At 62.4% G+C, this 1,410-nt stretch carries 2 protein-coding genes and 1 pseudogene; 2 read left to right on the forward strand and 1 reads right to left on the reverse strand.

The genetic code is table 11. From position 1 onward, the window contains the following. Positions 1-401: FCD domain-containing protein (locus tag ABT116_RS46270; RefSeq protein WP_351647218.1), on the forward strand; the 401-nt coding region annotated here is incomplete at its 5' end. A gap of 2 nt (positions 402-403) precedes the next feature. On the opposite strand, the gene ABT116_RS46275 is transcribed toward ABT116_RS46270, so the two are convergent. Beyond that, entirely contained in the window at positions 404-1,087 is a 684-nt protein-coding gene (locus ABT116_RS46275) for a TetR/AcrR family transcriptional regulator (RefSeq protein ID WP_124568100.1), read from the reverse strand. A gap of 65 nt (positions 1,088-1,152) precedes the next feature. Between ABT116_RS46275 and ABT116_RS46280 the strand changes: the two are divergent. Continuing rightward, a pseudogene (locus ABT116_RS46280) lies at positions 1,153-1,410 on the forward strand (hypothetical protein); the annotation flags it as partial.

Below are 1,410 nucleotides of genomic sequence, written 5' to 3' on the forward strand. Positions count from 1 at the left end.
GGCAGATCGCGGTCAAGCTGGCTTTGCGGGCGATGGACAGCATCACTGCTGATCAACTGGTGGAACTCACGGAACTCAATGCCGATTTGCGAGCGGCGGTCGACGCCTCGGATGCTGCTGCGATCGAGCAGTGCGAATTCGAGTTCCATCGCCTGATCAATCGCGCTGCGGGTGGTGCGAAACTGGCGTGGTTCCTGTTCGGCGCGATTCGGTACACCCCTGCTCGTCTCTACGCGACGGATCCAGGCTGGGGTGAGCTTGCGGTGTCGAGCCACGACGCGTTGATCGAGGCGTTCGAGAAGCACGATCGAGAACAGGTGGACGCGCAGATGAGTCTGCAGTTCTCCGACGGCGCTGCTCGACTTCTCGCTCACCTCGACAACATCGGGATCTGGGACTGAATTCAGTCAGGCTCTCGAGACGGAGGTAGGGCGGGAGCGAGCAGGATCGCTGCGCATTCGGCGACCAGTTCTTCTTCCGTCACGTCGATGTAGCCGTCGAGCCATGCACTGAGGGTCTGCGCCAGACCGCCGACCAGGAAGGTTGCCGTCAGCGTCAGGTGGCCGCTGTCATCCAAACGGTAGAAGGTCTTGGCGTTGGCGGCCAGGAGACCGATGAAAATCGTCGTCGACGCTCGTCGTTTCTCGGCCAGGACAGGGCTCGTCAGGGCGCTGGAGAACAGTAGACGTCCGCGACGGGGATCGTTCGCGATAGTGCGGACGATGTTCGCGATTCCGGCGAGGGCCTTGCCGCGCTCGGTCTCGGCGGCGTCCACCGCGGCCTGGGTCGAGACGGCGATGTCCGTGATGACGGTGTCGTAGACGGCCGACATCAGAGCATCACGATCGGTGAAGCTCTCGTAGAAGTACCTCGCCGCGACACCGGCCTTCTTGCACACCCCGCGGACCGTCAGTTCGGGCTCGGTCGAACCCATGAGTTCCAGACCGGCCTCGATCAGCGTCTCTCGTCGTTGGGCTACGCGGAGCGCGCCGTCGACGCCACCGTACGAACGCGGTTGGTCATTCATGAAGACCATCTTTGCATCCCGAGATTGCTTGACATCTCGGCATTTCAGCGTTTCACTCATCTGAGAACGTGCGTTCGCAGATATGACTTCGAAGGGGTTCTGCCATGACGGTGAGTAGGGATTCGATGGACGGGCGCGGGGAGACGGTGGTGGATGGCAGTCGAGCGGTCGGCAATCGAGCGGTCGACATCGACGCCGAGGTCGAGAAGGCGATGTCCGGGCTCGGACTGTTGGCTGCCGGCGCGAACGTCATCATGCAGTTGGCGCGTCCGGCGGTGGGGTACGGCGTGTACGAGGAGAGCCACTTGAGGCCCTTGGTGACGCCGGAGACCACCGAGAAGGTGGCCATGCCCGTCACGATGACGATGATGGTGATGACCAAC

The organism is Streptomyces sp. NPDC002130 (assembly GCF_040296465.1).
GTDB lineage: Bacteria > Actinomycetota > Actinomycetes > Streptomycetales > Streptomycetaceae > Streptomyces.

Coding starts and splice junctions, on each gene's coding strand:
- ABT116_RS46275 (WP_124568100.1), bottom strand. CDS start 1,087: ATGAGTGAAACGCTGAAATGCCGAGATGTCAAGCAATCTCGGGATGCA.